This is a genomic window from Streptomyces sp. NPDC056296, assembly GCF_042268605.1.
Classification (GTDB): domain Bacteria; phylum Actinomycetota; class Actinomycetes; order Streptomycetales; family Streptomycetaceae; genus Streptomyces.
On record NZ_JBHJRX010000043.1, the window covers coordinates 77,051 to 85,204 of the forward strand.

6 protein-coding genes are annotated in these 8,154 nt (G+C 73.1%); 3 read left to right on the forward strand and 3 right to left on the reverse strand.

Features of this window, described 5'->3' with window-relative positions:
* Positions 1 to 2 precede the first annotated feature (2 nt).
* Both ACFCZF_RS28435 and ACFCZF_RS28440 read right to left on the reverse strand, forming a co-directional pair.
* The gene (locus tag ACFCZF_RS28435; RefSeq protein ID WP_376674050.1) at positions 3 to 1,328 is read right to left on the reverse strand and encodes a DUF6271 family protein; all 1,326 of its coding nucleotides are present in this window, start codon (positions 1,326 to 1,328) and stop codon (positions 3 to 5) included.
* Positions 1,310 to 2,431: a phytanoyl-CoA dioxygenase family protein gene (locus tag ACFCZF_RS28440; protein WP_376674051.1), complete on the reverse strand. Its 1,122-nt coding sequence runs from the start codon at positions 2,429 to 2,431 to the stop codon at positions 1,310 to 1,312. Before ACFCZF_RS28440 ends, ACFCZF_RS28435 begins: the two co-directional genes overlap by 19 nt.
* A gap of 443 nt (positions 2,432 to 2,874) precedes the next feature.
* Between ACFCZF_RS28440 and ACFCZF_RS28445 the strand changes: the two genes are divergently transcribed.
* Positions 2,875 to 4,395: a glycoside hydrolase family 3 protein gene (locus ACFCZF_RS28445; RefSeq protein ID WP_376674052.1), complete on the forward strand. Its 1,521-nt coding sequence runs from the start codon at positions 2,875 to 2,877 to the stop codon at positions 4,393 to 4,395.
* 662 nt (positions 4,396 to 5,057) lie between these two features.
* Here the strand turns inward: ACFCZF_RS28445 and hemE are convergent.
* Complete coding sequence (gene hemE / locus ACFCZF_RS28450) at positions 5,058 to 6,125, reverse strand: uroporphyrinogen decarboxylase (protein WP_376674053.1); 1,068 nt, start codon at positions 6,123 to 6,125, stop codon at positions 5,058 to 5,060.
* A gap of 150 nt (positions 6,126 to 6,275) precedes the next feature.
* Between hemE and ACFCZF_RS28455 the strand changes: the two genes are divergently transcribed.
* Positions 6,276 to 6,953, forward strand: coding sequence for a DUF3000 domain-containing protein (locus tag ACFCZF_RS28455; RefSeq protein WP_376674054.1), 678 nt, complete (start codon positions 6,276 to 6,278; stop codon positions 6,951 to 6,953).
* A gap of 296 nt (positions 6,954 to 7,249) precedes the next feature.
* On the forward strand, positions 7,250 to 7,912 hold the full coding sequence (locus tag ACFCZF_RS28460) for a response regulator transcription factor (RefSeq protein ID WP_003972894.1): 663 nt from the start codon (positions 7,250 to 7,252) through the stop codon (positions 7,910 to 7,912).
* Positions 7,913 to 8,154: the final 242 nt, after the last annotated feature.

Consider the following 8,154-nt stretch of genomic DNA (forward strand, 5'->3'; position numbering starts at 1 on the left):
GCTCACCGGGGCCGCCCGGGCGAGAGAGCGAGGGGCGTGGTCTTGGCCGCGCCGATCAGGTCCTCCCACGCCTCCGTCAGCAGCGCGAAGTCCGTCATGTCGCCGCGCGCCTCGTCCAGGAGCCGCTCGCGCCGGGTGGCCAGGAGGTCGGCGAAGTCGGCGTACCGGCCGCCGAGTCGCCGGTAGGCGGTGTCGAGGGTGTCGAGCCGGCGGACGTTCTCCGCCGGGTCCAGTCCGGTGCTCCGGCGGGCCAGGGCGGCGACGGCGGCGGGGCGGGCCCGGCCGTGCCGGTCCAGCAGCGTGTCGCCCGCCTCGGCCATGCGGTCGTAGACGAAGTGGAAGTGGAGCATCGACAGGAGGAACTTGGCGAAGCGGGTCTGGTAGGCGAGGAATCCGGGCCCGGTCCTGCGTTCGCCCGTGTGGTAGTTGACGATGTTCCGGTTGTGCAGCACGCCGGGCAGACCGGCGTCGTGCACGAGGTGGATGAGGAAGTAGTCGCTGCCGATGGTGTCCCGGGCGGGCGGCAACGGCACCCGTTCGCTGACGCTGTCGCCGTGGAAGGCGATGTTGCACATGTCCACCCGCATCGGGTCGACCAGCGTCAGCAGCGAGTGGTCGGCCGCGAAGGAGGCGGTACCCGCGCCGCGGAAGGACTCCTCGACCAGCTCCCGTTTCTGCTCGGCGGACCAGTGTCCGGGCGCCCAGAGGGAGACGACGTCGTGGTAGACGCCGGGATCGGTGTCGCGGATCTGCGCGATGTCCACGGAGAGTTCGCCCACGAAGGAGCTGCCCACCATGGCGACCCGACGGTCCGCCAGGGACGTCGGCAGGGTCGACTCGGTGACGACGGGTACGGCGTCCGCGGCGCGTCTGCCGATCGACAGCAGCTCGTGGTGGACGGGGAAGACCGTACTGCCGTCCACGCTCTGGTACCGGCTGTCCGAGTCCCTGCGGTGGACGGACTCGCAGCCGAGCGCCGCCGCGATCAGGAAGGCGCGGTTGGTGCAGGCGCCGTAGGACAGGCCGTCCGGGAGCATCAGGTCGAGGAGCAGCTCGGGCTTGGCACTGCCGGAGTGCGCCGTCACCCGTTCCAGGAAGTCGCGCTGAGCGGCCTCGTCGAGATGGTGCGCCGTGATCCGGGGGTGCGCGGGCAGGCGCCGTACGGCCTCGGCGTGGGCGGCGTGGACCGGTGGCGGGCAGGAGTCGAGGACCAACAGATGGACCTCGACGTCGAAGTGGTCGGCGGCGTAGGCCGCTTCCTCACCGAGTGCGGCGATGGTGTCCGGGCAGGGCCGGTCGGTGGGAAGGGTCAGGCAGACGCTGCGCATGCGGCTTCCCCGGTGGCCTCGTCGGTCGCCTCTTCCGTCGCCACGGTGCTGTCGGCGTCGGCGTCGGCGTCGGCGTCGGCTCCGGCGTCCGCGTGCCAGGACTTCAGGCCCAGCAGCCTGGCGCCGAGTTCGTTCAGCTCGGCGGGCCCGTAACGCTCGGACTCGTGCCGGTGGACATCGCCGAGGAGCGTGGCGTTCCAGTCGGGGGTGGCGAGGGTGCGCCAGGAGTCGACGCGGGAGTCGCGCAGCGTCCGGTGGGTCTCCAGCGCCGGCATCATCGACAGGTACTGGACCGCGCGCACGCCCTCGCCGGAGACGTTGGGGGCGACACCGTGGGCCAGCAGGCCGTTCCAGATGAGCAGGTCGCCGGCCTCCAGGTCGGGCCGTACGACGGGCATGTCCTCGCGGTCGATCGCGGGGCGGATCGGGTCGCGGTCGTCGGGCTGGAGGGCCTTCCAGCGGTCGAAGCGCCGGAACAGGTCGGGGCAGCACTGGAAGCCGCCGTGGTCAGGCTTGGTGTCGTTGAGGGCGATGATGCCCTGTACCCGCTGGGGCAGGACGCCGAGGGAGGTGTCGACGTCCCAGTGCAGTTCGATGTCGAAGCCGCGGTCCGGCTTGTCGATGAGGGCGCGGTCGCGGTTGCCGGTGTTGGGCGGGTTGAGGTTGAGCCGGTCGAGGGTGACCCACAGCTCCTCGCAGTCCCAGACGTCGACGAAGGCGTCGTAGACCCGCTGGGTCTGGCGGCTGTCCCAGACGAGCTGGTGGTGGTACGCCTCGACGAAGCCGTAGATGTGCAGTTCCCGGTCGAGGTCGGAGCGGTACGGGCGGTCCTGGTACCAGGTGTCGGGGCGGTCGGGGTCGAGCCCTTGGAACTCCCACGCGAAGTCGAGCAGTTGACGGGCGGAAGCGGCGGGTATCGCCTCCTTCACCACCACGTATCCGTAGGTCTGCCAGTGGGCGAAGTCCTCCTCGGACAGCACCCGCAGCGGACGTGTCTTGCGCAGGTCGCGCAGCTGGGTGCGGGCCAGGTAGGTGTCGGCGTCCGCGCTGAAATAGGGGAGGTCCGACGGGGCTCGGTGGAGGTAGGAATCGGGCGTCGCCATGTGGTGCTCCAGATCCTCGCCGTCGCCTCGTGCGGGCAACGGCGGTGTGCGCGACGGAGGTCGGGCCGTCGCACATGAGGTCGGTGGGGGCAGCGGGTCCGCTCGCACTCGGGGCGGAGCGGGGCGACGAGGGCGGCTCGGGCGGACGGGGTCGACCCTGGTCAGGGGGTCGCCCGGTCCGCGCCCTCGTCCGGAAGGGTCGTCTCGTCCGGGGTGGTCGTCACGGAAGCGGAAGTCGTCCGACGTGGAAACGGGCGTCACATGTGCCCCTCGCCGAACTTGCGCCTCACAATGGACTAGACCAAGGGAGGGTGTCAACACCCGTCCTGACAGGCCCAGTTGTTACTTCCGAGTTCGGGAACGCCCCCCTTGACACGGCTGGTTAACCTGAGCGCGCACCCACTTGGTCTGTACCAAGAGCCACCACCTGAAAGGCGCGGTCGATGGCCTCCAGCAAGCACAGCGGCGAGTTGCGTCGACTCGCGCTCTCCGTCCTGCAACCGGGCTTCGTGGGCACCGAGGCACCCGACTGGGTCCTGCGCGACATCGGGGACGGACTGGCCTCCGTCGTGCTCTTCTCCCGCAACATCGTCTCCGTCGAGCAGGTCGCCCGGCTGACCGCGCGACTGCGAGCGGAGAACCCGGAGTTGATCGTCGCCATCGACGAGGAGGCGGGCGACGTCACGCGCATCGAGTCCGCGACCGGGTCGACCCGGCCCGGCAACTTCGCCCTCGGCACCGTCGACGACGCGGAGCTGACCGAGGCCGTCGCCGCCGACCTGGGCCGGCAGTTGCGCTCCGCCGGGGTGAGCCTCGACTACGCGCCGAGCGCCGACGTCAACTCCAACCCCGACAACCCGATCATCGGCGTACGTTCCTTCGGCACCGACCCGGACGTGGTGTCCCGGCACACCGCCGCGTGGATCCGGGGGCTCCAGTCGTCCGGCGTCGCCGCCTGCGCCAAGCACTTCCCCGGTCACGGGGACGTCGCCGTCGACTCCCACCACGACCTGCCGGCCTACGGCGCCGGGCGGGACGAGATCGCCGCCCAGGCCCTGCCTCCGTTCCGGGCGGCCGTGGCCGCGGGCGTGCGCGCGGTCATGAGCGGCCATCTGCTGGTGCCGGCCTACGACCCCGACCTGCCCGCCACGCTCAGCCGCCGAATCCTCCAGGGCCTGCTCCGCGACGAGTTGGGCTACGACGGCCTGATCGTCAGCGACGCCATCGAGATGGGCGCCGTCACGGCCCGCCACGGCATCGACGGAGCCACGGTGAAGGCCGTCGCCGCCGGGGTGGACGCCGTCTGCGTCGGCGGCGAGAGCGCCGAGGAGGCCACGGTCGACCTGCTGGTCAAGGGGCTGGTCACCGCGGTGTCCGCCGGGGAGCTGTCGGCGGAACGGCTGGCCGGGGCGGCGGGCCGGGTGAGGGAGTTCGCCGACTGGTCGGCCGGGCTGCGGGCGGCCGGATCCGCCGGGGAGGCGGCCGGGGACGGTGTCGGTCACATCGCCGCCCGCCGCGCCGTCCGGCTCGCCGGGGCCGCGCGGGACGCCCTGCCGCTGACCTCCGCGCCGCACGTGGTCGAGCTGGCCCCGGTCACCAACATGGCCATCGGCAAGGAGACCCCGTGGGGCGTCGCGGATCCGCTGCGCGAGCGGCTGCCGGGCACGACCTCCGTACGGGTGCGCGGCGAGGAACTGGAGGAGGGAACGGTCGCGCTGGAGAGCTGCGCCCTCGAACCGGCCGCGGGACGACCCCTGGTGATCGTCGCCCGCGACACGGCCCGGCACGCCTGGATGGACCGCGCCGTCACCGGTCTCACCACCGCCCGTCCGGACGCGATCGTGGTGGAGATGGGCCTGCCGGGCGCCCTCACGGCCGGCGCGGTCCAGATCTTCACCCACGGCGCGAGCGCCGCCTCCGGCGTGGCCGCGGCGGAGGTCCTCACCGGCACGCCCTCGCGCTGAGCGCCCGCGCCGCCGCGCGGCCCGGCGGGCACCGAAGACCGGTGCCGGGTGCCGGCCGAGGTGGCGCTCCTCGCAGCGGGGCGTGGGACGGGAGCCGGTCGTGGCGCCGGTGCGGACGGCACTGGCGGCCGTCCCGCACCGGGGCTTCGCCCACGACCGGTTCAACGACGTACTGCTCACCCATGTGGGGACCGGCCGCCTACGCCCTCGGTGTGGTGCCCCGGCGCCTCGGTGGCCCGCACGGCTCCGGGCGTCCGGCGGCCCGCGCCGCGTCGGCGGCCATGGGCGAGCTGCTGCTACTCACCGGTGGAGTCGGCCGGTGCCGCGAAGTGCGGAGGCGGCGCCAGGCGTCGGGTGGGCCGCTCGGAACCCGTGATCGCCGGGCGGCCGGACGGTCGGCGCGCCGCGGCCGTGGGCGGGCTGCCGTATCCGCCGGTGGAGTCGGCGGTGCCGTGCGGCGCGGACGCGGCGCCAGGCGTCGGGTGGGCCGCTCGGAACCCGTGATCGCCGGACGGTCGGCGCGTCGGCGGCCGTGGGCGGGCTGCCGTATCCGCCGGTGGAGTCGGCGGTGCCGTGCGGCGCGGAGGCGGCGCCAGGCGTCGGGTGGGCCGCTCGGAGACCGTGGTCACCGGGCGGCCCGGCGGTCGGTGTGCCGGACGCGGTCAGCGCGCGGTCTGGGTGTGCACGTACTCCACGAGGCGGGTCAGCGCGTCCGGGTCGGTGTCGGGCAGGACGCCGTGGCCGAGGTTGAAGACGTGGCCCTCCAGGTCCGCCGCGGCGTCCAGGATCTCGCGGGTCTTGGTCTCGACGGCCTGGGGGGTGGAGAAAAGGAGCGCCGGGTCCAGGTTGCCCTGGAGCGCCTTGCCGGGGCCGACGCGGCGGGCGGCCTCGTCCATCGGGACGCGCCAGTCGACGCCCACGACGTCCGCGCCGGCCTCGCCCATGAGGCCGAGGAGTTCGCCGGTGCCGACGCCGAAGTGGATGCGCGGCACGCCGTACCCGGCGACGGCCTCGAAGACCTTGCTGGAGGCGGGCATCACCGAGCGGCGGTAGTCCGCGGGGGACAGCGCGCCGACCCAGGAGTCGAAGAGCTGGACGGCGCCCGCGCCCGCCTCGATCTGCACCTTGAGGAAGGCGGCGGTGATGTCGGCGAGCCGGTCCAGCAGGTCGGCCCACAGCTGCGGGTCGCCGTACATGAGCGCCTTGGTGTGCTCGTGGTTGCGGGACGGGCCGCCCTCCACGAGGTAGCTCGCGAGGGTGAACGGCGCGCCGGCGAAGCCGATCAGCGGGGTGGCGCCGAGCTCGGCGGTGAGCAGGCCGAACGCCTCGGTGACGTAGGAGACGTCCTCGGGGGTCAGGTCGCGCAGCTGTGCCAGGTCCGCGCGGGTGCGGATCGGCTTCTCGACGACCGGGCCGACGCCCGGCTTGATGTCGAGGTCGATGCCGATGGCCTTGAGCGGGACCACGATGTCGCTGAAGTAGATGGCCGCGTCCACGCCGTGCCGGCGCACCGGCTGGAGGGTGATCTCCGTGACCAGTTCCGGCCGCATGCAGGACTCGAGCATCGGGATGCCCTCGCGCACCTTGCGGTACTCCGGCAGTGAGCGCCCGGCCTGCCGCATGAACCACACGGGGGTGTGCGGCACCGGCTCACGCCTGCACGCCTTGAGGAAAGCGGAGTCGTACGTGGCGGTCGGCTGCTTGCCCGCGGGGCTCTGGTTGGCACTCACACCGGCAAGTCTCGCATGTCGCCCCGACAGCGCCCGACCTCGGGTGGGGCGGCTCCCGCGCGCCCCGCGGGACCGCGTGATCCGGACATCGCGTCCGCACGCGGGTGTCCCTCCCTGCGCCGAGGCGCCGTTCCCCTTAATCTTCCCCGCATGGCTGCGGCTCAGGGACGACTGTCGGACGGCGCTGGCGGAATGGACGAACCGAAGGGTACCGAGGAGGAGGCCCGGCATACGGGGAGTACGGCACCGCCGGCTTTCACGGCCGCCGTCGAGGCGCTCAGGGCCGCACGGCTGCGGCCGCAGATCGAGGTGGAGGCGGTGCCCCCACCGAAGCGGCTCGCCCCGCACGCGTACGCGCTGGAGGCCGCGGTCGTCGACGGCGACGAGGACCTGGCGGACGGGCGGCTGGTGCTGCTGCACGATCCGGCCGGGCACGACGCCTGGCGCGGCACCTTCCGGCTGGTGACGCTGGTGCGTGCCGAGCTGGAGCCGGAGATGGCCGCGGATCCGCTGTTGCCGGACGTGTGCTGGTCCTGGCTCACCGGCGCGCTCCAGGCGCGCGGTCTGACGTACGGGGAGCCCAGTGGCACGGTCACGCGGGCGAGCTCCCACTATTTCGGGGGGCTCTCGTCGCGCCCGTCCGCCTCGCAGATCGAGATCCGGGCGTCCTGGACGCCGCGCGAGGGGCTGGGCGGTGTCCCGGACACCGCGGCGCACCTCGCCTCGTGGTGCGATCTGCTGGCCCAGGTCGCGGGGCTGCCGCCGGCCGCGCCGGGCGACGCGTCGATCGTGACGCTGCCGCAGCGGCGCGGACCGCAGTCGCGCTGAGCCCTCCCCCCGACCCCTTACCGCTTTCTCCGTCACGGGCGCCCGTCCGGCCCGGGAAACGTTCCGTCACTTTGTCGACACGGCCACTTTCGGCCTCGTATCGACAAAGTGCGAAACCGTTCGATCTTCGAATGATCGACCGCGTGTCCGAATTGCTCGGATTGTTACTCACCAGATCGTGATCATTCTCTAAAGGCGGACGGGTTCGGTGCCGAAGACGACTGTGACCTTGAAAGCACGGTTCGTCCCGGCTTCAACCCCAAGAGCCGGCCCCGTCCCGCACCCCAGGAGGCCTGGTGTCCGTTCTCCTCGAGCAGCCTGCAAGCCTGGTCGCCTACCGCCCGAACAAGCCGACCGCCATGGTGGTCGTGGCCGACCCGCGCGTCCGTTCCACCGTCACCCGCCATCTGTGGGCGCTCGGTGTGCGCGACGTCATCGAGGCCTCGTCCGTCGCGGAGGCTCGTCCCCGCATCGGCAACCCCCGCGACATCTGTGTCGCAGACGTCCATCTCCCCGACGGCTCCGGCCTGACCCTGCTGTCGGAGACCCGTGCCGCGGGCTGGCCCAACGGCCTCGCCCTGTCCGCCGCCGACGACATCGGCGCCGTACGCAACGCCCTCGCCGGCGGCGTCAAGGGCTACGTCGTCACCGGCACCCGTACCAACGTCGGGCTCCCCACCCGGCCGGGCGCCGCCCCCATCGGCGCCGCCGCCGCCCGCCTGCACCGCCGCCCCCCGGGCGCCCCGAGCCACCCGGGCGGCTACCGCGAGCTCTCCGGCCGCGAGGTGGAGGTGCTCCGACTGGTCGCGGAAGGCCAGTCGAACAAGGCGATCGGCGTCTCGATGGGACTGTCCGCCCTGACCGTCAAGAGCCACCTGGCCCGCATCGCCCGCAAGCTCGGCACCGGCGACCGCGCCGGAATGGTCGCCGTGGCCCTGCGGACCGGCATCATCCACTGACCGCTGCCGATCCCGACCGCTCTCCCCCGCCCGCCCCGTCTCCCCATCTCCCCGCCTCCCCCACAGCCGATCTTTCACCGACCTGACTGGTTTACGACCCCCCGGTGGGGGTGGGGGGGGGGGTGGGGGGATGGGGGGGGGGTGGGTTGGGTTCCCCCTCCCCTGCCCCCCCGGGAGGCTGCCCCACCGAGAAAGGGGCCCCCCCCACCACCCCTGCCGCCAACTCCCTGCCCACAGACCCC